At 72.8% G+C, this 22,098-nt stretch carries 17 protein-coding genes; 7 read left to right on the forward strand and 10 right to left on the reverse strand.

The window, feature by feature from the left end; translation table 11 throughout:
• Positions 1 to 93: 93 nt before the first annotated feature.
• Positions 94 to 1,785, forward strand: coding sequence for a sodium:solute symporter family protein (locus SGLAU_RS14130; RefSeq protein WP_043501597.1), 1,692 nt, complete (start codon positions 94 to 96; stop codon positions 1,783 to 1,785).
• A gap of 20 nt (positions 1,786 to 1,805) precedes the next feature.
• The gene (locus tag SGLAU_RS14135; RefSeq protein ID WP_043501599.1) at positions 1,806 to 2,144 is read left to right on the forward strand and encodes a hypothetical protein; all 339 of its coding nucleotides are present in this window, start codon (positions 1,806 to 1,808) and stop codon (positions 2,142 to 2,144) included.
• Between the two features lie 170 nt (positions 2,145 to 2,314).
• Here the strand turns inward: SGLAU_RS14135 and SGLAU_RS14140 are convergent, their stop codons facing one another.
• The 4 genes from SGLAU_RS14140 to SGLAU_RS14155 all read right to left on the reverse strand — a co-directional run bounded on the left by SGLAU_RS14140 (position 2,315) and on the right by SGLAU_RS14155 (position 9,243).
• Positions 2,315 to 3,013, reverse strand: coding sequence for a helix-turn-helix transcriptional regulator (locus SGLAU_RS14140; RefSeq protein WP_043501601.1), 699 nt, complete (start codon positions 3,011 to 3,013; stop codon positions 2,315 to 2,317).
• A 299-nt stretch (positions 3,014 to 3,312) separates the two neighbouring features.
• Positions 3,313 to 5,247, reverse strand: a complete 1,935-nt coding sequence (locus SGLAU_RS14145) for a PQQ-binding-like beta-propeller repeat protein (protein WP_043501602.1) — start codon at positions 5,245 to 5,247, stop codon at positions 3,313 to 3,315.
• Positions 5,248 to 5,302: 55 nt separating this feature from the next.
• Positions 5,303 to 7,159, reverse strand: a complete 1,857-nt coding sequence (locus tag SGLAU_RS14150) for a PQQ-binding-like beta-propeller repeat protein (RefSeq protein WP_043501604.1) — start codon at positions 7,157 to 7,159, stop codon at positions 5,303 to 5,305.
• 278 nt (positions 7,160 to 7,437) lie between these two features.
• The gene (locus SGLAU_RS14155) at positions 7,438 to 9,243 is read right to left on the reverse strand and encodes an ABC-F family ATP-binding cassette domain-containing protein (protein ID WP_043501607.1); all 1,806 of its coding nucleotides are present in this window, start codon (positions 9,241 to 9,243) and stop codon (positions 7,438 to 7,440) included.
• Between the two features lie 157 nt (positions 9,244 to 9,400).
• Between SGLAU_RS14155 and SGLAU_RS14160 the strand changes: the two genes are divergently transcribed.
• Positions 9,401 to 9,925 (forward strand): Uma2 family endonuclease, encoded by a 525-nt coding sequence (locus tag SGLAU_RS14160; RefSeq protein ID WP_078957714.1) that lies wholly within the window; start codon positions 9,401 to 9,403, stop codon positions 9,923 to 9,925.
• A gap of 77 nt (positions 9,926 to 10,002) precedes the next feature.
• Here the strand turns inward: SGLAU_RS14160 and SGLAU_RS14165 are convergent, their stop codons facing one another.
• The 5 genes from SGLAU_RS14165 to rsmI form a co-directional block, all read right to left on the reverse strand.
• Positions 10,003 to 10,899, reverse strand: coding sequence for a 4-(cytidine 5'-diphospho)-2-C-methyl-D-erythritol kinase (locus tag SGLAU_RS14165; protein ID WP_043501608.1), 897 nt, complete (start codon positions 10,897 to 10,899; stop codon positions 10,003 to 10,005).
• Positions 10,900 to 11,766, reverse strand: a complete 867-nt coding sequence (rsmA, locus tag SGLAU_RS14170; RefSeq protein ID WP_043501610.1) for a 16S rRNA (adenine(1518)-N(6)/adenine(1519)-N(6))-dimethyltransferase RsmA — start codon at positions 11,764 to 11,766, stop codon at positions 10,900 to 10,902.
• A 72-nt stretch (positions 11,767 to 11,838) separates the two neighbouring features.
• Positions 11,839 to 13,059 (reverse strand): ubiquitin-like domain-containing protein, encoded by a 1,221-nt coding sequence (locus SGLAU_RS14175; protein ID WP_412556266.1) that lies wholly within the window; start codon positions 13,057 to 13,059, stop codon positions 11,839 to 11,841.
• A 147-nt stretch (positions 13,060 to 13,206) separates the two neighbouring features.
• Entirely contained in the window at positions 13,207 to 14,076 is an 870-nt protein-coding gene (locus SGLAU_RS14180) for a TatD family hydrolase (RefSeq protein WP_043501611.1), read from the reverse strand.
• A 217-nt stretch (positions 14,077 to 14,293) separates the two neighbouring features.
• Complete coding sequence (gene rsmI, locus SGLAU_RS14185; protein ID WP_043501613.1) at positions 14,294 to 15,154, reverse strand: 16S rRNA (cytidine(1402)-2'-O)-methyltransferase; 861 nt, start codon at positions 15,152 to 15,154, stop codon at positions 14,294 to 14,296.
• Between the two features lie 62 nt (positions 15,155 to 15,216).
• Between rsmI and SGLAU_RS14190 the strand changes: the two genes are divergently transcribed.
• The 3 genes from SGLAU_RS14190 to SGLAU_RS14200 all read left to right on the forward strand — a co-directional run bounded on the left by SGLAU_RS14190 (position 15,217) and on the right by SGLAU_RS14200 (position 20,531).
• Positions 15,217 to 16,959, forward strand: coding sequence for a dolichyl-phosphate-mannose--protein mannosyltransferase (locus SGLAU_RS14190; RefSeq protein WP_043501614.1), 1,743 nt, complete (start codon positions 15,217 to 15,219; stop codon positions 16,957 to 16,959).
• 113 nt (positions 16,960 to 17,072) lie between these two features.
• A complete protein-coding gene (locus tag SGLAU_RS14195) occupies positions 17,073 to 18,698 on the forward strand; it encodes a penicillin-binding transpeptidase domain-containing protein (protein ID WP_043501617.1) in 1,626 nt (541 codons plus the stop codon).
• Positions 18,699 to 18,863: 165 nt separating this feature from the next.
• Positions 18,864 to 20,531 carry a penicillin-binding transpeptidase domain-containing protein gene (locus SGLAU_RS14200; RefSeq protein WP_043501618.1) on the forward strand — a complete coding sequence of 556 codons (1,668 nt, stop codon included), beginning with the start codon at positions 18,864 to 18,866 and terminating at the stop codon, positions 20,529 to 20,531.
• 1 nt (position 20,532) lies between these two features.
• On the opposite strand, the gene SGLAU_RS14205 is transcribed toward SGLAU_RS14200, so the two are convergent.
• On the reverse strand, positions 20,533 to 20,892 hold the full coding sequence (locus SGLAU_RS14205; protein ID WP_043501620.1) for an SsgA family sporulation/cell division regulator: 360 nt from the start codon (positions 20,890 to 20,892) through the stop codon (positions 20,533 to 20,535).
• Positions 20,893 to 21,041: 149 nt separating this feature from the next.
• On the opposite strand from SGLAU_RS14205, the gene SGLAU_RS14210 reads away from it, so the two are divergent.
• A complete protein-coding gene (locus tag SGLAU_RS14210) occupies positions 21,042 to 22,097 on the forward strand; it encodes an energy-coupling factor ABC transporter permease (RefSeq protein WP_043501623.1) in 1,056 nt (351 codons plus the stop codon).
• The last annotated feature ends 1 nt before the right edge of the window (position 22,098 follow it).

Here is a 22,098-nt window from a genome sequence, read left to right on the forward strand (position 1 = left end):
ATCAAACAAAGAGCGTCATCGGGAGTGTTCAATTGCTGAACGCGGAGGCGTAGGTTCCGCCACGGATCAGTTCGCGCAACGAAGCGAGAATTCATGCAGACCCCCACATACACCGCCACCCAGCTGGCGGCCGAGCTACGACTCCCCACGAACTGGCTCGACTACACGATCCTCGGCATCTACTTCGTCGTGGTCCTCGGCATCGGCTTCGCCGCCCGCCGCTCGGTCAAGACCAGCCTCGACTTCTTCCTCTCCGGCCGCTCCCTGCCCGCCTGGGTCACCGGACTCGCCTTCATCGCCGCCAACCTCGGCGCCACCGAGATCCTGGGCATGGCCGCCAACAGCGCGCAGTACGGCGTCTACACCACCCACTGGTACTGGATCGGCGCCATCCCGGCCATGGTCTTCCTCGGCCTGGTGATGATGCCCTTCTACTACGGCTCCAAGGTCCGCTCGGTCCCCGAGTTCCTGCTGCTGCGCTTCGACAGGGCCGCGCACCTGCTCAGCTCGATCCTGTTCGCCTTCGCCGCCATCCTCATCGCCGGCGTCAACCTCTACGCCCTCGCCATCGTCGTCGAGGCGCTGCTCGGCTGGCCCGAATGGGTGGCGATCGTCGTCGCCGGTTTCTTCGTCCTCGCCTACATCACCCTGGGCGGCCTGTCCTCGGCGATCTACAACGAAGTGCTCCAGTTCTTCGTCATCCTCGCGGCGCTCATCCCCATCACCGTGCTGGGCCTGAAGTCGGTCGGCGGCTGGGACGGGCTGTCCGACAAGCTCACCGCGCAGCACGGCGGCGACTTCATGACCTCCTGGGGCGGCACCGGCATCGGCAGCGACAACCCGCTGGGCGCCAACTGGCTGACCATCGTGCTCGGCCTCGGCTTCGTGCTGTCCTTCGGCTACTGGACGACGAACTTCGCCGAGGTGCAGCGCGCGCTGTCCGCGAAGAACCTCTCCGCCGCCCAGCGCACCCCGCTGATCGCCGCCTTCCCGAAGATCTTCATCGTCTTCCTGGTGATGATCCCCGGCCTGGTCGCCGCCGCCCTGGTCCCGGCGATCGGCACGCCCGACTCCGACCTGCAGTACAACGACGCCATCCCGTACCTGATGGAGCGGCTGCTGCCCAACGGCGTGCTCGGCATCGCGGTGACCGGCCTGCTGGCCGCGTTCATGGCCGGCATGGCGGCCAACGTGTCGTCCTTCAACACGGTCTTCACCACCGACATCTGGGCGAAGTACGTGGTCCGCGACCGCGAGGACGCCTACTACGTGCGGTTCGGGCGGCTGATCACCGCGATCGGCGTGCTCGCCTCGATCGGCACGGCGTTCCTCGCCTCGTCGTTCTCGAACATCATGAGCTACCTCCAGACGCTCTTCTCCTTCTTCAACGTGCCGATGTTCGTCGTCTTCATCATCGGCATGTTCTGGAAGCGGGCGTCGATGAAGTCCGGCTTCTGGGGCCTGGTCGCGGGCACCACCGCCGCGATGGTGAACTACTTCGTCCTCTACAAGCAGGACATCGTCGACATCCCCTCCGACCAGGGCGCCAACTTCGTCTCCGCGATCGCCGGATTCGTCGCCGGCGCGGTCGTCATGGTCGCGGTCTCCCTGTTCACCAAGCCCAAGCCCGCGGAGGAGCTGCAGGGGCTGGTCTACGGCACCCGCTCCCCCGGCATGTCCGAGCCGCCCGCCGAGGGCGACGACGCCTGGTACCGCAAGCCGGCGCTGCTCGGCTGGGGCGCCATCATCCTGGCCGCCCTCTGCTACATCCCGTTCTCGTTCTGACGCGGGAGGATGGAAAGACCATGTCCGAACACCCCGAACACCCCGCGCGCCACTTCAGCGAGCAGGACGTCCAGCGGGAGGTCACCGAGCTGGAGGGCAAGTCCGCGACGGCCGCCCGGCTCTTCGACATCCGCCGCATCATCGGCGGCCTCTTCGTGATCTACGGCATCATCGTCACGATCGCCGGGCTGACGGACGACGACGCCGCGATCGACAAGGCCCAGGACGTCAACATCAACCTGTGGACCGGCCTGGGCATGCTCGCCCTCGGCCTGTTCTTCCTGGCCTGGCTCAAGCTCCGCCCGACGGCTCCGCCGCCGCCTGACGCGGTCCCGGAGGAGCGTCCCGGGGAGCGGTGACCTCCGCGGCACGTGTCACGGGGCCGGGGCCGTTCACGGCTCCGGCCCCGCCTGCGTGCCCGGGCCGGCGCCATGCTGCCGCTGTGGGGTGCTCGGTCCAGCGACCCCCGGACGTCGGGGTGCCGTGGAGCGGGCCCACGAATGGTGCTTCTCCGCGTCCTGGCGAAGGCTCAGGAGTCGAGGTCCCTCGGCCGCTGTTCCCGCACGGGTCCCGCGCGGTCCAGCAGGCCGGTGCGGGCCGCCAGGGCCGCGGCTTCCAGGCGGGAGCCGACGCCCAGCTTCATCAGAACCCGCTGGACGTGGGTGCGGGCCGTGGAGGCGGCGATGCCCATGCCCGCCGCGATGAGGCGGGTGTCCTCGCCGTCGGCGACCCGGACCAGCACCTCGATCTCGCGCGGGGTGAGCATCTCCAGCAGACGCTGCCCCTCGTCGTCGGGCTGGGCGGCCGGGTGGAGCAGTTCCCCGAAGGCGTCCTGGAGCAGGGCCGGGGCGACGGCCGCCTCACCGGCCCTGGCCTTCATGATGGCCCGCTCGACGCCCTCTATCCGCTCGTCGTGGCGGACGTAGCCGGAGGCCCCCGCCGCGAACGCCGCCGCGATGCCGCGCGGGGACGGCACCGGCCCCAGTACCAGCACCGCCACCTGCGGGCGCTCCCGCTTGATCCGCGCCACCGGGTCGAAGGCACCCGGCTGGGCCGGCTGGGCCGTGCCCAGCAGGCACACCTCGGGCGCCCTCGCGATCACCAGTTCCGCCGCCCCCGCGGCGGGCGCCGCCGCGGCCAGTACCCGGTGCCCGCGCAGCTTCAGCGCCGAGGCCAGTGCCTCGGCGAGCAGACGGTGGTCGTCGACCACCATGAGCCGCACTCCCATCGGGCAACCCCCCAGTCCCCCTCGGTGGACGCCTCCCCGGCCGCCCACGAGATCACTCGGACGAACTCCGCGACTTCCGGCGTCGGGCCCCCCGGCTTCCCCGCCCTTTTCATGCCCCCGGAAGCTACACGCTTGTTCGACGTCGCGCCGCCCCCTCCTGTCGAGAAGTGCCCCGGAACGCCGAAATTCCGCTCATTCGAGGGTGTTGGCGGGGTTGGGAGTTACGCGTACGGCCCCGTCCCCGGGCGGGGACGGGGCCGTGCGCTCCGGCGCGTGCGCCGGGACGGTCGGTCGCCGGATCAGCCGGTCGCGCCGAACGCGATCGCCAGGTACTCGTCGCCGTAGGACGACGAGCTGGCGAAGGTCTCGGACATGAACAGCCGGCCCTGGGAGTACAGCAGCTCCGCGTAGGACGGCAGCATGCTGGTCTCCACGCCGCGGACCGTCTGGTCGGAGGGGTTCTCCAGCAGCTTGGTCTCCTTGAAGCTGCCGCCGTCCAGGCTGACGACCTGCCCGCCCTTGTCGTAGGGGGGCGACTTGTAGGCGATCACGTTGCCGCCGTCCATGCGCAGCGGGGTGATCGTGTAGCCGTCGCCGGCGTCGCCGCGCTGGCCGGTCTGCTTGCCGGTGGCCAGGTCGAAGACGACGATCTCGTTGGTCGAGCCGTACTTGCCGGTGCTGTCGTGCTCCTCGGTCGGGACGTACAGCCGGTCGTTGCCGACCGCGATGCCCGAGCAGTCCTCGACCCGGGAGATGCCGTCGCACTTGGCGGCGTAGTCGTCGCCGGGCGCGGAGATCCGGGTGCGCAGCTGACCGGTCTTGTTGTCGATCGAGAAGAAGTCGGAGATGCCGGAGCCGTCACCGGCGGCGTCGCCGACGTCGGCGGCCACCACCAGCGGGTCGGTCGAGACGACGCTCGCGTACTCGATGCCCTGGGCCATCTTGTACTCGGACAGCACCTTCCCCGACGTGGGGTCGATGGTCTGGATGTGCAGCTGCCGGGCGCCGTACTGGCCGCACTTGCGGACCGCGACCAGCTTGGCACCGCCGCCGTAGCCGGCGTCGTAGCAGGAGTCGGTGGGCTTGGGGGTCCACAGCGCCTTGCCGGTGGCCAGGTCGAAGGCGGCGCCGCCGCTGGTGCTGCCCACGGCGACGGTGTTCGCTCCGACCGTGACGTTGTCGAAGTTGATCGACTGGTCACCGGAGGTGGCGGTCTTCTGCCACAGCTTCTTGCCCGCGGCCAGGTCGATCGCGGCGACCTGGCTGCACCCCTCGGAGGAGTTCTTCGCCGGCATCCTCGGCTGGAAGACCACCGCGGTCCTGCCGTCCTCGGTCATGTGGCGGCTGGCGTGGCAGACGGGGCCGGGCAGCTTGATCGTCCAGGCCTTGGTGCCCTTGTCGACGTCGTAGCCGGTGATCTCGGCGACCCCGCTCTTCGCGTACACCTCGTCGGTGAGCCAGGAGCCCTCCACGACGACGCTGTCGTCCTTGGCCACCTTGGGCATCGGGACCTGGAACAGCACCTCGGACGCGGGGTTGGCGGGCGCCTTCTCCGAGCCCTTGGAGGAGGTGCCGCCCGTGCCGTCCGTGCCGCCGGAGCCGCCCTTGTCGCCACCGCCGCCGGTGCCGCCGCTGGAGCTCGCGGTGTCGGTCCTGCCGTCGTCCTTGCCGGAGGCGTAGAGGACGCCGCCGCCGACGATCAGGGCGATCGCCACGACCGCGGCGACGATGATCGCCACCTGCGGGTTGATCCGCCGGCCGCCGCCGGCCGGCGTGGCCGCCTGCGGCTGGAGCGGCACGGTCGGCGGCTGGAAGCCGTGACCGGGCTGCTGGCCGTAGGCGCCGGGCTGGCCGTACGGCGGGGTGGCCGGGGCGCCGTAGGGGCCGGGCGGGGTGCCCGGACCGGCGTAAGGGCCGGGCGGCGGGGTGCCCGGACCGGCGTAGGGGCCGGGCGGGGTGCCCGGCGCGCCGCCGTACGGGCCCGGCTGCCCGCCGGGGTAGCCGTAGCCGGGCTGGGGCGGGCCGGGCGGAGCGGCCGGGCTGCCCTGCGGGGGCTGGGGGGCCTGCGGGTAGCCGTAGCCGGGCTGCGGGGCCGGGGCGGGCGGTGTCTGCGGGGCGCCGAAGCCGGGCGGCTGCTGCGGCTGCTGCTGCGGGGGCTGCGGGGGCTGGTCCTGGGGCGCGCCGGACCCGCCCTCCTGCGGGGGCTGGTTCGGCGGCGGGGGCGGCTGGGTCATGTTCCTGGACACCTCGGGGACGGATCGACGGAGCGGGGTCGGCGGGCGGGACGCGTCACTTGCCGTAGGCGAGCATCAGCTTCTCCTTGGCGTCGTCGTCGCCGCTCAGCCGCGTGGTGGAGAGGTACAGCCGGCCGTCCGCCCAGTCGATGTCCCGGGAGAAGAAGCCGTTCTCGACCTCCGAGGCGCTCGCCGGGTTCTGCAGCAGCGTGACCGGCTCGTGGCCGGCGCCGGCGGTCGCGATGGACACCACCCGGCCGCCCGCGTCGTACGACGGCTCGACGTAGGCGACGAGCTTCCCGCCCTCGGTCTTCAGCGGCAGGATCGTCTGGTCCGTCGGGGACTTCACCCGCCACTTCTCCTTGCCCTTGGCCAGGTCGATCGCGATGACCTCGTTGGCACCGGTGGTGGCCTCGGTGGGCAGGTACAGGGTGTTCGCGTCGACGGCCACGCCGAGGCAGCCGTTCAGGTCCCGCTGGAGGATGGCCCAGCCGCACTCGGGGGCGATGCGGTCCTTGATGTCCACCTGGGAGCGGATCCTCCCGGCCGGGGTGAACGTGGCGATGTTCCAGGTGTCCTTGTCCTCGTTGGTGCTGTAGACGACCAACGGGTCCACGGAGAAGGTGCGGCCGATCCGCCAGCCCTTCTCGTACGCGAACGTCCACTTGACCTTGCCGGTCTTCGGGTCGAGTTCCTGGAGCTCGTCGTGCTCGTTGTCGGTGCCGGCCCCGCAGGAGGCGACCTGGATCAGCCGGGTGCCGCCCGAGAAGGCGGCCGGGAAGCAGGCGTCGCCGTACTTCTTCTTGTCGTAGAGCTTCTTGCCGGTGGTGACGTCGTAGGCGGTGCCGGACTGCGAGCGGCCCACCATCAGGGTGTTGCCGGCGATGGACAGTTCGACGGTGATGGTGCTGTCGAAGAGCGCGCCGTCGGCGATCTCGCCGCTCCAGCCCTTCTTGCCGGTGTTCAGGTCGACCTGCTGGAGCTGGTTGCACTTGGCGCGGTCGCTGGCGCCGCTCATGTACGCCACGACGATCTTGTCGTCGGCCGTCTTCTGCGCGGTGGTCGCGCAGATCTTCTGCGGGAAGGTGAGGGTGTCCCAGGCCGGGGCGCCGTCCCCGACGCCGTAGCCGACCAGGTCCTTGTAGGCCGCCTTCACCGCCGTCCTGTCGGTGATCCACATGCCGTTGGCCTCGGCGCCGGAACCGGGCGCGTCGGGCGCCTCCTTGTACCAGAGCACCTTCGACTCGCCCGGCCGGCGGCCCTCGTTGAGGTCGTCCGGGTCGGCGCCGCCGTCACCGCTGCCGTCACCGGGGTCGACCGGGGACTCGGGGGCGGTGGGCTTGGGGTCGTCGCTCTTGCCGGCGACCGGTTCCTTCTTGCCGCCGTCGTCTCCGCCGGTGACCGCGTACACGGTGCCGCCGATGACCAGGAGCGCCGCCACGGCCGCGCCGACGGCCAGCGCGGGCTTGCCCTTGAACGGGTTGCGGGTGCCGGAGCCGCCGGGGGGCGGGGTGCCGGGGGCGCCCGGGTACTGGGCCTGCGGATAGCCGTAGCCGGGCTGGGTGGGCTGGCCGTACGGGCCGGGCTGCTGGGGAGCGCCGTAGGGGCCGGGCTGCGGCTGGCCGTAGGGGCCGGGCTGCTGGCCGGGCTGACCGTACGGGCCCGGCTGCTGCGGGGCGCCGTAGGGGCCCGGCTGCTGCGGGTAGCCGTAGGGGCCGGGCTGCTGGGGGGCGCCGTAGGGGCCGGGCTGCTGCGGGTAGCCGTAGCCCGGCTGCGGGGCGCCCGGGGGCTGGGCGGGCGGCACGGGGTTGCCCGGTCCCGGGTTCTGCGGGGCGCCGAAGCCGCCCGGCGGCGGGTCCTGCGGAGCGCCGAAACCGCCCGGCTGCGGCGGCTGGTTGGGCGGCTGGGTCATCTGCGGTTCCCCCTCGTGACCGATGTGGCGCCGCGCCCGGTGGCGCTGCGTATCCGCCACACCCGTGATTCTCAGACGTTTTCAGACGGTTCTCAGACGGCTCTTTCTATCACCCGGGACCGACAGCGCAGCGGGCCGGATCCTCCCCTGTTCCCAAGGGAGGACCGGCCCGTGATGCCGTCGTTACGCGCCTTCACGCCCCCTTCACGCGCACCGTGCGCCGTGCGCGCCGGGACGCGCCGGTAAGGTGCGCCCCTCGAAGGGACCTTGGCGGGAACTCAGGCGTCCTCGGCGAGTTCCAGCCAGCGCAGCTCCAGTTCCTCGCGCTGCCCCGCCAGGTCCCGCAGCTCGGCGTCCAGTTCGGCCACCTTCGCGAAGTCCGTGGCGTTCTCGGCGATCTGCGCGTGCAGCCGGGTCTCCTTCTCGGAGATCTTGTCCAACTGGCGCTCGATCTTCTGGAGTTCCTTCTTCGCGGCGCGCTGGTCGGCGGCGCTCTTCTCCGGTGCCGCCGGCTTCTGCGCCGCGGGCGCGGCGGCCGCGGCGGCCTCCTCCATCTTCCGGCGCCGCTCCAGGTACTCGTCGATCCCGCGCGGCAGCATCCGCAGCGTGCCGTCGCCGAGCAGCGCGAACACGCGGTCCGTGGTGCGCTCGATGAAGAACCGGTCGTGGGAGATGACGATCATCGAGCCGGGCCAGCCGTCGAGCAGGTCCTCGAGCTGGGTCAGCGTCTCGATGTCGAGGTCGTTGGTGGGCTCGTCGAGGAAGAGCACGTTCGGCTCGTCCATCAGCAGGCGCAGCAGCTGGAGGCGGCGCCGCTCACCGCCGGAGAGGTCGCCGACCGGCGTCCACTGCTTCTCCTTGCCGAACCCGAACGTCTCGCACAGCTGCCCGGCGGTCATCTCCCGGCCCTTGCCCAGGTCGACGCGCTCGCGGACCTGCTGGACCGCCTCCAGCACCCGCCAGGCCGGGTCGAGTTCGGCGACCTCCTGGGACAGGTACGCCAGCTTGACCGTCCGGCCCACGTTGATCCGGCCGGCGGCGGGCTGGGCCTCGCCCTCGCTCCGCGCGGCCTCGGCCATCGCGCGCAGCAGGGTGGTCTTGCCGGCGCCGTTGACGCCGACCAGGCCGATGCGGTCACCGGGGCCGAGCTGCCAGGTGACGTGCTTCAGCAGCACCTTGGGGCCGGCCTGGACGGTGATGTCCTCCAGGTCGAAGACGGTCTTGCCGAGCCGGGAGGAGGCGAACTTCATCAGCTCGCTGCTGTCCCGGGGCGGCGGCACGTCCGCGATCAGCTCGTTGGCGGCCTCCACGCGGAAGCGCGGCTTCGACGTCCGCGCGGGCGCGCCGCGGCGCAGCCAGGCCAGCTCCTTGCGGACCAGGTTCTGCCGCTTGGCCTCCTCCGTCGCCGCGATCCGCTCGCGCTCGGCGCGGGCGAAGACGTAGTCGGAGTAGCCGCCCTCGTACTCGTGGACGTCACCGCGCTGCACGTCCCACATGCGGGTGCAGACCTGGTCGAGGAACCAGCGGTCGTGGGTGACGCAGACCAGCGCCGAGCGGCGCTCGCGCAGATGGTTCGCCAGCCAGGCGATGCCCTCCACGTCGAGGTGGTTGGTGGGCTCGTCGAGGACGATCAGGTCCTGCTCGTCGATCAGCAGCTTCGCCAGCGCGATGCGGCGCCGCTCGCCGCCGGAGAGCGGCCCGATGACCGTGTCCAGGCCCTGCGGGAAGCCCGGCAGGTCCAGCCCGCCGAACAGCCCGGTCAGCACGTCCCGGATCTTGGCGTTGCCCGCCCACTCGTGGTCGGCCAGGTCCCGGATGACCTCGTGCCGGACGGTCGCCTCCGGGTCGAGGGAGTCGTGCTGGGTGAGCACGCCCATGCGCAGCCCGCCGGAGTGCGTGACCCGCCCGGAGTCCGCCTCCTCCAGCTTGGCCAGCATGCGGATCAGCGTCGTCTTGCCGTCGCCGTTGCGGCCCACGACACCGATCCGGTCCCCCTCCGACACGCCCAGGGAGATGCCGTCGAGGAGGGTACGCGTGCCGTACACCTTGCTGACGTTCTCGACATTGACCAGGTTGACGGCCATTTCTCTCCTGCTCACGGGGGACGGTCAGCCTTCTAGCGTAGGGCCTCGGGGGCTGGGCACGGGGCGCGAGGGGGTCGTCACTCTGTGTGGTGACGTGATCGGGAACCGGCCGCTACCGTGGAGGGCGGGCAGCAGGATCCCGTCCATGGGAGGAACCATGAGCGCCGAGTCCGTGAAGCACCGCGTCCAGTGGCCGGTGCCACCGCGGGACGGCTGCACCGTGGACGACCTGTTCACGCTGCCGGATCTCCCGCGTCACACCGAGCTGATCGACGGGAGCCTCGTTTTCGTGGGTCCGCAGCGCCGCTTCCGCTTCCTTGCCGTCGACCTGCTGGTCAACGGCCTGCTCAGTTCCGTCCCCCCGGAGTTCAGCGTCGAACGGGAGATGACGGTCGTGCTGGACCGGCGCAACGGTCCGGAACCGGACATCTCCGTGGTCCGCGCCGAAGCCGTCACCGGCCTGCGCCAGACCCACTTCGAAGCGGCCGACGTGCTGCTCGCCGTGGAGGTGGTCTCACCGGACTCCGAAGCCCGCGACCGCAACTACAAACCGCAGAGGTACGCCGCAGCGGGCATCCCCCACTTCTGGCTGGTCGAGATGGCGGGCCAGGACGACCACCTCGCGGTCCAGGTGTACGAACGCGGCGAGGCCACCGGCACCTACGCGCTGACCGGCATCTAGCACGACCACGTCAAAATCGGCGTCCCCTACGACATCGACATCGAGCTGACCGCCGTCACCAGGCGGCCCTGAGCCCCTCAGAGCACCATCGCCCCCACGACCGGCCCCGACGCCACCCGTACGCTCCGGCACGTGCCCGACGCGCCCAGGGCCTGCGCCACCTTCTCCGCCGTCCCGGCGTCCCGCGTGAGGAACGCCGTCGTCGGCCCCGACCCCGAGACCAGTCCGGTCAGCGCGCCCGCGGCGCGGCCCGCCGCCAGGGTGTCCGCCAGCTCGGGGAAGAGGGAGAGCGCGGCGGGCTGGAGGTCGTTGGAGACGGTCGCGGCCAGCGCCTCGGCGTCGCCCTCGGCGAGGGCGTCCAGGAGGTCGCGGGAGGCGACCGGCTCCGGGATGTCCCGGCCCTCGGCGAGCCGGTCGAACTCGCGGAACACGGCCGGCGTCGACAGGCCCCGCCCGGCCATCGCGAACACCCAGTGGAAGGTGCCGCCGGCCTCCAGGACCGTCAGCCTCTCGCCCCGCCCGGTGCCCAGCGCGACACCGCCGACCAGGCTGAACGGCACATCGCTGCCGAGCTCGGCGCAGATCTCCAGCAGTTCCTCGCGGGTCGCGCCGGTGCCCCACAGCGCGTCGCAGGCGAGCAGCGCGCCCGCGCCGTCCGCGCTGCCGCCCGCCATTCCGCCCGCGACGGGGATGTCCTTGACGATGTGGACGTGCACATCGGGCGTACGGCCGTACCGCGCGGCCAGCGTCTCCACCGCGCGGGCGGCGAGGTTCGTGCGGTCCAGCGGTACCTGGGCGGCGTCGGGGCCCTCGCAGGTGACGCGCAGCCCGCCGGGCGAGGGGGTGACGGTGACCTCGTCGTACAGGCCGACCGCCAGGAAGACGTTGGCGAGGTCGTGGAAGCCGTCCGGGCGGGCGGCGCCGACCGCGAGCTGGACGTTGACCTTGGCCGGGACGCGGACGGTGACGCTCACTTACGCCTGCTCCTTGTGCTCGGCGATCCGGGCGAACTCCTCGATGGTCAGCGACTCGCCGCGCGCCTGCGGGGAGACGCCCGCGGCGACCAGGGCGGCCTCGGCGGCCGCCGCCGAACCGGCCCACCCGGCGAGCGCGGCCCGCAGCGTCTTGCGGCGCTGCGCGAACGCGGCGTCGACGACCGCGAAGACCTCCCGCCTGGACGCGGACGTCTTGACCGGCTCGGTGCGCCGGACCAGCGAGACGAGTCCGCTGTCGACGTTCGGCGCGGGCCAGAACACGTTGCGGCCGATCGCGCCGGCCCGCTTCACCTCGGCGTACCAGTTCGCCTTCACCGACGGCACGCCGTACACCTTCGAGCCGGGCGCCGCGGCCAGCCGGTCGGCGACCTCGGCCTGCACCATCACCAGGGTGCGCTCGAGGGTGGGGAAGGTGTCGAGCATGTGCAGCAGCACGGGCACGGCGACGTTGTACGGCAGGTTCGCGACCAGCGCGGTCGGCGCCGGGCCGGGCAGCTCGGCGACGTGCATCGCGTCCGAGTGCACCAGCGCGAACCGGTCGGCGCGCTCCGGCATCCGCGCGGCGATCGTCGCGGGCAGCGCGCCGGCGAGCACGTCGTCGATCTCCACCGCCGTGACCCGGTCGGCCACCTCCAGCAGCGCGAGGGTGAGCGAGCCGAGCCCCGGCCCGACCTCGACGACCACGTCGTCGGAGCGCACCTGAGCGGTGCGGACGATACGGCGGACCGTGTTCGCGTCGATGACGAAGTTCTGACCGCGCTGCTTGGTGGGACGCACACCGAGGGCCGCCGCCAGTTCACGGATGTCGGCGGGGCCCAGCAGGGCGTCGGGGGTGGGGCTGCTCACGGCACAAGGGTACGGGGGCGCGGGAACCGGATCGGCCCGCGGCCGGACCGGGTCCGGCCGGACCGGGCCGGGTCAGCCGTGCAGGCGGGAGCCGCAGTGCGGCCAGGGGCTCGCCCCGCGCCGGACGTACAGCTTCTTCGCGCGGTACGTCTGCTCCTCGGCGGGGGCGTCCTGGGGGCGGCCGGAGCCGCCGAGGCTGTGCCAGGTGCGGGTGTCGAACTGGTAGAGGCCCCCGTACGTCCCCGAGGCGTCGACCGCGTCCGGCCGGCCACCCGACTCGCAGGCCGCGAGCGCCCGCCAGTCGAGGTGGTCCGCGCCGCGCACGGAGCCGGGGCGCGGCTTCGTGCCCACCTTGACCACCCGGGTCCGTGGGGCGCGCACCACCTCGTCGCGCAGCAGGCGCGGCTTCTGCCGGACCCCGTTGACGGTGCGCAGGGCGTAGCTGATCCGGCGCAGGCCCGGCTGACCGGACTGTTCCACCACCTCGGTGCCGCGGAACACCGTGGGGTCGTCGACCCGCCGCACCGGGAACGGGATCCGCTCCTCGCGCACCTCCCGGCTTCCGGTGACGCGCAGCACGGTGACGGTCTGCCCGTCGCGCGGGAAGCTGCCGGGCGGGACGGAGGTGGTGTCCTGGCCGCGCAGGGTGACGCCGGCCTGCTCGACGGCCTCGCGGACGGTCGCCGCGTTGGTGCGGACGGTGCGGACGCGGCCGTCGGCCATGATCGTGACGGACCGCTCGGTGCGGACGTGCAGGGTGAGGCCCGCACGGCCGATGCGCTGGGAGCGCGAGGTGGACAGGTGGGCGCCTTCCGCGCGCACCCCGAGCTGTCCGAGCGCCCCGTCCACCGTGCGGGCCGTCGTCCACACCGCGCGCCGGTGTCCGTCGAGGGTGAGCCACACCGGGCGCCCGTAGCGCACCACCACTTCGTCGCCGCTGGTGAGCGCGGTGCCGGAGGCGGGGGCGACCACGTCGTGCGCGCCCACCCGGAGCCCCTCGTCGGCGAGGAGTTCGGTGACGTCGTCGGCGTAGGTGTGCAGGATGCGGGGGCGGCCGTCGACGCTCAGCTCGATCGCCTTGTCCTCGGCGACGAACGCGGTGGTGCCGCCCGCGAGGAAGGTCACGACCAGTGCCTGCGGGAGCAGGCGGCGCATGCAGCCGCCCGAGCGTGCGTACCGCGGCTTGCGCCGGCGCGCGCCTCCGCGCGGCATTCCGGAGCCCGCGTTCTCGACGGCGGGCGCCCCCGTCCGCTCATGGACGTACTGCGAACTGCTCACGCCGACACACTCCAGGGGGCCAGAGGTCCTCGAGGGAGCCCAAGGGTTCGACCGGGCACCGAACCTAGCGGAGCTTCGGTCACTCTCCAAAGCCAAACGACTACCCAGCGTAGCCGTGGAACCTCGCGGTGGCCGTGAAGGGCGGGTCCGGCGTGTGGTGTGTCAGTAGCCGAAGGCGCGTGCCGTGTTGGCCGCGACGGCCGTCGCCAGCGCGTCCTCCTCGATCCCGCGCACCGCGGCCATCGCGCGCACCGTGATCGGAATGAGATACGGCGCGTTGGGCCGTCCGCGGTAAGGCACCGGTGTCAGGAAGGGCGCGTCGGTCTCCACGAGCAGCAGCTCCAGCGGCGCCACCGCCACCGCGTCCCGCAGGTTCTGCGCGTTCTTGAAGGTGACGTTGCCGGCGAAGGACATGTAGTACCCGGCGCGGGCGCAGATCTCCGCCATCTCGGCGTCGCCCGAGTAGCAGTGGAACACCGTCCGCTCCGGTGCGCCCTCCTCCTTCAGGATGCGCAGCACGTCCGCGTGGGCCTCGCGGTCGTGGATGACGAGCGCCTTGCCGTGCCGCTTGGCGATCTCGATGTGGGCGCGGAAGGACGTCTCCTGGGCCTCCTTGCCCTCCGGGCCGGTGCGGAAGTAGTCCAGGCCCGTCTCGCCGACGCCCTTCACCTGCGGCAGCGCGGCCAGCCGGTCGATCTCGGCCAGCGCCGCGTCGAGGGCCGCCTGCCCGCCCGGCTCACGGGCGCCCTGCCGGGACCAGCCGTCGGGGTCGCCGTGCACGATGCGCGGTGCCTCGTTCGGGTGCAGCGCGACGGCCGCGTGCACATCGCCGTACGCGGCGGCGGTGTCGGCCGCCCACTGCGAGCCGCGTACGTCGCAGCCGACCTGCACCACCGTCGTGACGCCCACGGACGCGGCCGCGCGCAGGGCCTCGTCGACCGTGCCGGACTGCATGTCGAGGTGGGTGTGGGAGTCGGCGACCGGCACCCGGAGGGGCTGGGGCGGCGGCGGGGCTTCGTCGTGGGTGGGCATGCCCCGATCCTACGAAAGGGGGACGGGGCACTGCGCGGCCCGGCGGGAGCGGCGCCCTCGGGGACGCGACCGTATCCGGGTGCGGGCAGCGGCACGGCACCCTCAGGGGTGTGAGGGCATCAGGGGCGCGAGGCCATCAGGGCGGGGGCATCAGGGCGGGGGAACGTCCTGCCACGCCCCGCCCGTGGCACCCGGCCCTCGCCGCCGTGCGGGCGACTCAGCCGGCGGCGGACCGCTTGTCGGCGACCACCGCGTCGAAGACCACCCGCTTCGGCACCCCCGCCTCCACGGCCACCGCCGCGATGGCCTCCTTGCGGCGCTCCCCCGCCTCCTCCCGGACCCGGACCCGCCGCACCAGCTCCTGCGCGCTCAGCTCCGCGGCCTCCCGCTCGGGCGCGCCCTCGACCACGACGGTGATCTCGCCGCGCACGCCCTCGGCCGCCCACTCGGCCAGCTCGGCCAGCGGTCCGCGCCGGACCTCCTCGTAGGTCTTGGTCAGTTCGCGGCAGACGGCGGCCCGCCGCTCGCCGCCGAACACCTCGGCCATCGCGGCGAGGGTGTCGTCGAGCCGGTGCGGGGCCTCGAAGTAGACGAGGGTGCGCCGCTCGTCGGCGACCTCGCGCAGCCGGGACAGCCGCTCGCCCGCCTTGCGCGGCAGGAACCCCTCGAAGCAGAAGCGGTCCACCGGCAGCCCGGACAGGGCGAGCGCGGTGAGCACGGCGGAGGGCCCGGGGACGGCGGTGACCCGGATGTCCCGTTCCACCGCCGCCGCGACCAGCCGGTACCCGGGGTCGGACACCGACGGCATGCCCGCGTCGGTGACGAGCAGCACGCGCGCGCCGCCGAGCAGCGCCTCGACGAGTTCGGGCGTGCGGGCGCTCTCGTTGCCCTCGAAGTAGGACACGACGCGCCCCTTGGGGGTGACGCCCAGCGCCTGGGTGAGGCGCCGCAGCCGCCGGGTGTCCTCCGCCGCGACCAGGTCGGCCCCGGCCAGCTCCTCGGCGAGCCGGGGCGGGGCGTCGGAGATGTCGCCGATGGGGGTGCCGGCGAGGACCAGGGTTCCGGGAGTGTCTGTCACGGTTCCATCCTCGCAGGGGCCGTGCACGGGACTCGCACAGCGCGGTTCCCTACGATGGCGCGGTGACCAGTACCGCGTCCTCCACGGACCTCCGGCAGGACCAGGCCGCCCCCGGCGAGCGGCCGTCATGGCAGCGGCGGCTGCGCCGTTTCGGCGGTGTCGCGGGACCCCGCGGCGACGTCCGGGACCGGCTGGTGCCGCCCTACGCCGAGCCGGGCCCGCGGCTGTGGGCGGCGCTCGGGGTGCCGTCCGGGCTCGCCGGCCGGCTGGTGCGCTGGTCGGGCTGGCTGGGCCCGCTGCTGGTGACCCTCTTCGCCGGAGTGCTGCGGTTCTGGAACCTGGGCAACCCCCGCGCGGTGATATTCGACGAGACGTACTACGCCAAGGACGCCTGGGCGCTCGTCCACCGCGGCTTCGAGGTCAACTGGGACAAGAACGCCAACAGCCAGGTCCTGGACCTGGGCAGCAGCATCCGGATCCCGTCGGACGCGGCGTACGTCGTGCACCCCCCGGTGGGCAAGTACGTCATCGGGCTCGGGGAACTGGTCTTCGGCTTCGACCCGTTCGGCTGGCGGTTCATGACGGCGCTGCTCGGCACGCTGTCGGTGCTGCTGCTGTGCCGGATCGGCCGCCGGCTGTTCCGCTCCACCTTCCTGGGCTGCCTGGCGGGCGCGCTGGTGGCGGTGGACGGACTGCACTTCGTGATGAGCCGCACCGCGCTGCTCGACGGGGTGCTGATGTTCTTCGTGGTGGCCGCGTTCGGCTGCCTCGTCGTGGACCGCGACAAGACGCGGGCGAGGCTGGCCGCCGCGCTTCCGGCGGACGCCGACGGCCGGGTCCGCCCGGACACCTGGACGGCGGAGCACACCCGCCTGGGGTGGCGCCCCTGGCGGCTGCTGGCGGGCCTGTCGCTGGGGCTGGCCATCGGCACCAAGTGGAGCGGCCTGTACGTGCTGGCCGCGTTCGGCGTGATGACGGTCCTGTGGGACGTGGGCTCCCGCCGGGTGGCGGGCGCGCCGCGGCCGTGGGCGACGGTGCTGCGGCGCGACCTGGGCTGGGCGTTCCTGTCGACGGTGCCCGTCGCGGTCGTCACCTACGTCGCGAGCTGGACCGGCTGGATCCTCTCCCCGAGCGACGGCACCGGCGGCTACTACCGCAACTGGGCGGCGACCGACGGCAAGGACAGCAGCTGGTCGTGGCTGTTCCCCGACTGGTGGCGCAGCCTGTGGCACTACGAGACCCAGGTGTACGACTTCCACGTCGGCCTGGCCTCGCCGCACACCTACGAGTCCAACCCGTGGAGCTGGATCGTCGGCGGGCGCCCGGTGTCGTACTTCTACGAGTCGCCCGCGCCCGGCACGGACGGCTGCCCCGTGGACGCCGGCGACAAGTGCGCGCGCGAGGTGCTGGCGCTGGGCACGCCGCTGCTGTGGTGGGTGGCCTGCTTCGCGCTGCTGTACGTGCTGTGGCGCTGGTTCTTCCGCCGGGACTGGCGCGCGGGCGCGATCGCCTGCGCGGTCGCCGCCGGGTACCTGCCCTGGTTCCTGTACCAGGAGCGGACGATCTTCTTCTTCTACGCCGTCGTGTTCGTGCCGTTCCTGTGCCTGGCGGTGGCGATGCTGCTCGGCGCGCTGGTCGGCCCGCCCGGCTCCGGCGAGTCCCGCCGGGTGGCGGGGGCCACGGCCGCGGGCGTGCTGGTGCTGCTGATCGCCTGGAACTTCATCTACTTCTGGCCCATCCACACCGGCACCGCGATCCCGATGGACGACTGGCGGTCGCGGATGTGGCTGGACACGTGGGTGTGAGCGGCCGGAAATCACCGGCCGGGATAGCTGTAGCTAACAAATAGAGAACATGCGCTTCCGCCGTCACACCCCCCGCCTACAGTGCCAAGCACACACGGGGAGGGGAGCGCGGCATGCGCAAAGGGGTCAAGGGGGCCATCGTCGGCGCGGTGTTCGCCGTGATGGTCGGCGGCGCCGGGTACGGGACGGTCAACATCGTGTCCGCCCTGGACGACGACGGGGGCGGGTCCGGCGGCGCCGGGGCCGAGCGGACCGGTCCGCCGAGCGGCGACGAGGTCACGGAGACCACGCGGGCGTTCTTCGCCGCGTGGGAGCGGGCCCAGGGCCCCACCGCCGCCTCCTACACCAACGACGCCCAGGCGGCCGGGGCGCTGCTGACCGCCTTCGGCGAGGAAGCGCACATCACGGGCGTACGGATCACCCCGGGCGCCGCCCGGGGCACCACGGTGCCGTTCTCGGTGAAGGCGACCGTGTCCTGGGACGGCAGGAGCAAGCCGCTGGCGTACGAGAGCCGGCTCACCGTGGTGCGCGGGGTCACCACCGGGCGGGCGCTGGTCGACTGGGAACCGTCCGTCGTCCACCCGGCGCTGAAGGAGGGGGACACCCTCGTCACGGAGGAGTCGGCGAGCCCGCCGATCGAGGCCGTGGACCGCGACGGCAGGGTGCTGGACGAGGACGCGTACCCGTCCCTGGGGCCGATCGTGGACGAACTGCGCCGGCGCTACGGCGACCAGGCCGGCGGCACCCCGGGCGTGGAACTCGTGGTGCGGCACGCCGAGGGGACCGGCGCGGCCGACACCTCGCTGCTGACCCTCGCCGAGGGCGAGGCGGGACGGCTGCGGACCACGCTGAGCGCGACCGTGCAGGCGGCGGCCGAGAAGGCGGTGAAGCAGTACCCCGAGGCCTCCGTGGTCGCCCTGAAGCAGAGCACCGGCGAGGTGCTGGCGGTCGCCAACAACCGCGCGGACGGCTGGAACGCGGCGTTCCTGGGGCAGGCGGCGCCCGGGTCGACGATGAAGATAGTCAGCGCGGCCACCCTCATCGACGCCGGGCTGACCAGCATGGACGGGCCGGCGCCCTGTCCGCCCACGGCCGTCTCGGAGAGCCAGACGTTCGGCAACCTGCCCGGACTGGAACCCGACCCGAACGCCACCCTGTCGGAGAGCTTCGCCAGGTCCTGCAACACGGCGTTCGTCAAGTTCGCCGACGAGGTGCGGGCCGACTCGCTGACCCGCGAGGCCGAGGACCGCTTCGGTCTGGGCCGGGACGACTGGCAGGTCGGCGTGCCCTCCTTCGACGGCTCGGTCCCGGCCCCCGGCGGCCCGGACACCGCGGCCGGCCTGATCGGCCAGGGCCAGGTGCAGATGAGCCCGCTGAACATGGCGTCGGTGACCGCGACCGCGACGACGGGTGCCTTCCGGCAGCCGGTGATCGTGCCGCAGGACCTGGACGGCCGGGAACTGGCCACCGCGCGAGGGCTCGATCCGAGCACCGCCCAGCAGCTGCGGGCGATGATGAACCGCACCGCCACCAGCGGCACCGCGGCCCGGGTGATGGCCGGGCTCGGCGGCAGCATCGGCGCGAAGACCGGCTCCGCCGAGGTCGACGGGGCCAAGGCCAACAGCTGGTTCACCGGTTACCGCGACGACGTCGCCGCGGCGGCCATGGTGCAGCAGGGCGGGCGCGGCGGTGACGCGGCCGGCCCGATCGTGGCGTCGGTGCTGCGCGCGGGCGGCTGACGGGCCCCGGGGGCGGGTCCGCGCGGGCGGGTGGCCGGTGTCACGCCCGCCGGACGGGACTCTAGGGTGGTGCCGTCGTTGCAGACGCTGAAGGCTGTGGGCCGTAGGGCCGGGAGAGCACCGGCGCCCCGGACACCCGGGGCGCCGCGGAGGATCGGGAACGCAGTGGGGAACAGAAGGCGTGTCGCCGAGCGGCGGAAGACGGGACCCGTCGTCATCGGCGGGGTGATCGCCGTGGTCGTCGGCGGTGCCGGGGTCGGCGCCTACGCGCTGCTGGGCGGCGGGGCCGGGGACGGCACGGCCGGCGCCACCGAGGCGCGGGTCAAGTCCGTGCCGACGGGCCCGCCGACCGCCGCCGAGGTCACCGGTACGGCCCAGCGCTTCCTCACCGCCTGGCAGCAGGGCGAGGTGGCGCGGGCCGCGGCCGCCACCGACGACGCCCGGGCGGCCACCGGCCTGCTCACCGGCTGGACCAGGAGCGCCCACGTCGAGAAGGTCACCCTCACCCCCGGCCCCCGCGCCGGCGCGAAGGTGCCGTTCACGGTCAGGGGCACGGTCACCTACAAGGGCGTCAGCAAGCCGCTGGTGTACGACAGCGCGCTGACCGTGGTGCGGCGCGCCTCGGACGGCAGGCCCCTGGTCGACTGGGCGCCGGCGGTGGTCCACCCGGAGCTGCGCGAGGGCGACACCCTCGTCACCGGCGAGGCGGGCACCCCGCCCGTGAGGGCGCTCGACCGGGACGGCGGCGAGCTGACGACGAAGAAGTACCCCTCGCTGGGCCCGGTCCTCGACGGGCTGCGCGAGAAGTACGGCAGGACGGCGGGCGGCACGGCGGGCGTCGAGCTGCGGGTGGTGCGCGGCAAGGAGTCCGCGGCGCACAAGCTGTCCGACAAGACGCTGCTGGAGCTGAGCGAGGGCACGCCGGGCACGGTGAAGACGACGCTCAGCCCCCGGCTGCAGGCCGCCGCGGAGGAGCAGGTCGCCGCGAAGGCGCGCGCGTCGGTCGTCGTCCTCAAGCCGTCGACCGGCGAGATCCTGGCGGTGGCGAACTCCTCGCCGGGCTTCAACACCGCCTTCCAGGGTTCGCTCGCGCCCGGTTCCACGATGAAGGTCGTCACCGCCTCGATGCTCATCGAGAAGGGGCTGGCCTCGGCGGACAAGGCGCACCCGTGTCCGAAGTTCTTCACGTACGGCAACTGGAAGTTCCAGAACGACGACAAGTTCGAGATCAAGGGCGGCACCTTCAAGGCGAGCTTCGCGCGGTCCTGCAACACCGCCTTCATCAGCCAGGCGCCGAAGCTGAAGGACGACGACCTGACCAGGCAGGCGCAGCAGGTGTTCGGGCTGTCGCTGGACAACTGGGCGGTCGGGGTGCCCACGTTCGACGGTTCGGTGCCGGTGGAGTCGAAGGCGCAGATGGGTGCGGCGCTGATCGGGCAGGGCGGGGTGCGGATGAACCCGCTGAACATGGCGTCGGTGTCGGCGACGGTGAAGTCGGGCGTGTTCCGGCAGCCGTATCTGGTCGCCCCTTCGGTGGACGGGCGCGAGCTGGCCACGGCGTCGCGCACCATGTCGGCGTCGACGCTGGCCCAGCTTCGGGACCTGATGTCCTACACGGCGGCGTACGGCACGGCCGCGGAGGCGATGGCCGGGGTGAGCGGTGACGTCGGCGCGAAGACCGGCTCGGCCGAGGTGGACAACCAGAAGAAGCCGAACGGCTGGTTCACCGCGTACCGGGACGATCTGGCGGCGGCGGGTGTGGTCCAGGCGGCCGGGCACGGCGGTGAGACGGCGGGGCCGATCGTGGCCGCGCTGCTGAAGCTCGGCGGCTGAATCACCCGGCGGCGGAGACGGGGACGGTCGTGTAGGTGCGGCGCAGGAAGCGCATCAGGGCCTTGGTGTCGAACTGGACGACCGAGACGCCGCGCGCGTCGTGGAACTCGACCACGGCCTGGACGCGCCCGCACGGCCACACCCGGACGCTGCCGGTCCCGGCGGGCGCGCGCAGCCCCTGTTCGAGGAGCTCCCGGTCGAAGGACCACTCGTGGTCGCCGGGGAGATCTATCCGTACCGTGCGCGGGTCGACGTCGGGGTCGTACCGGAGGATGACCGGAACCGCTCGCTGATCGTCGGCCACCTGGTCGTCGGCGTCGGTGACGATGTGGGCCCGCGCGTACTGCTCGACCACAGACATAGTTGGACCCCTTACCCAGAGTGATCCATGCGGAAACTGCTTGTCCGCTTCATTTCTCTTGTCCCATATTCCGCCCTTCATGCCCGAGTGGCGACCAGAGACGCACTCGCTCTTGCAAAGGGTTCGCATTAGGCCACTATCATCGAACGGTGCATGTACCTGACGGATTCATCGACGCCCCCACCTCCGTGGCCACCGGAGTCGTCGCCGCGGGCGCCGTCGCCGTGAGCCTGCGCGGCGCCCGCCGCGAGCTCGACGAGCGCACCGCGCCGCTGGCCGGCCTCGTCGCGGCGTTCGTCTTCGCCGTCCAGATGCTGAACTTCCCGGTCGCCGCCGGGACCAGCGGTCATCTGCTCGGCGGCGCGCTCGCCGCGATACTCGTCGGCCCGTACACCGGTGTGCTGTGCATATCCGTCGTCCTGCTCATGCAGGGCATCCTCTTCGCGGACGGCGGCCTGACCGCGCTCGGCGTGAACATCACCGACATGGCGGTGGTCACGGTCGTCGTCGCCTACGCCGTCTTCCGCGGCCTGGTGAAGGTGCTGCCGCGCACCCGCCGGTCCGTGACCGCCGCCTCGTTCGCCGCCTCGCTGCTCTCCGTGCCCGCCGCGGCCCTCGCCTTCACCTTCCTGTACTGGATCGGCGGCACCACCGACGTCGCCATCGGCAAGGTCGCCGGCGCCATGGTCGGCGTGCACCTCCTCATCGGCATCGGCGAGGCCGCGATCACCGCGCTCACCGTCGGCGCCGTGATCGCCGTCCGTCCCGACCTGGTGTACGGCGCCCGTGGTCTGCGCGCCCCGCTGAAGCTGCGGGTGGGCGGCGAACTCGTCGACGCGCCGGCCCCCGAGGCCGCCCCGGCGGCGGCCCGCACCTCGCACCGCGCGGTCTGGCTCGCCGGCCTCGCCGCGTCCGTGGTCCTCGCCGGCTTCGTCAGCTTCTACGCCTCCGCCGACCCCGACGGCCTGGAGAAGGTCGCCGCCGACCACGGCATCGACCGGAAGGCCGAGGAGCACGCGGCCGCCGGCTCCCCGCTCGCCGACTACGGCGTCGAGGACGTCGACGACGCCCGCCTCTCCGGGGGTCTCGCCGGCGTGATCGGCGTCGGCCTCACCGTCGTCGCGGGCAGCACGGTGTTCTGGGCGGTGCGCCGGCGCCGCGCGGGCGACACCTCGCCGTCGTCCACCTCCGTCGAGAACGTCTGAC

It is taken from the genome of Streptomyces glaucescens (genome assembly GCF_000761215.1).
In the GTDB taxonomy this organism is placed as follows: Bacteria; Actinomycetota; Actinomycetes; order Streptomycetales; family Streptomycetaceae; genus Streptomyces; species Streptomyces glaucescens_B.